A 297-nucleotide genomic window follows, 5' to 3' on the forward strand; every position below is an offset into this window, starting at 1 on the left:
GTCGTTCTTCTGGTTCTAGGAGGAATTACTTTTCAGTCCCTAAAAACTCCCGATTACCCTTCAGATTCACCCAGCTTTTCATCAAGTATTCAGCCCAATATTCAAAGAGCATTTCTTGACGTTTGGAAGGAATATAGTGAATTGCATAGCTATGGTTTTGATGTCATTCAAAACACTTTGAGTGAATCTACTATGCAGGCGCAACCGGTTTTTGATCTCAGTGATATTTTCGGGAAAAACAGAAGATACAAAATAGATATTGCCATGAAAGTTCTGGATTCGGATGATCTCTATATC

General features: G+C 38.0%; 1 protein-coding gene. It reads left to right on the forward strand.

Annotated features, from left to right (window positions below; genetic code table 11):
- Positions 1-297: hypothetical protein (locus JYB63_RS22835; protein WP_205660216.1), on the forward strand; the 297-nt coding region annotated here is incomplete at both ends.

Origin of the sequence: Aliamphritea spongicola, assembly GCF_017051665.1 — a bacterium.
Lineage (GTDB): Bacteria > Pseudomonadota > Gammaproteobacteria > Pseudomonadales > Balneatricaceae > Amphritea > Amphritea spongicola.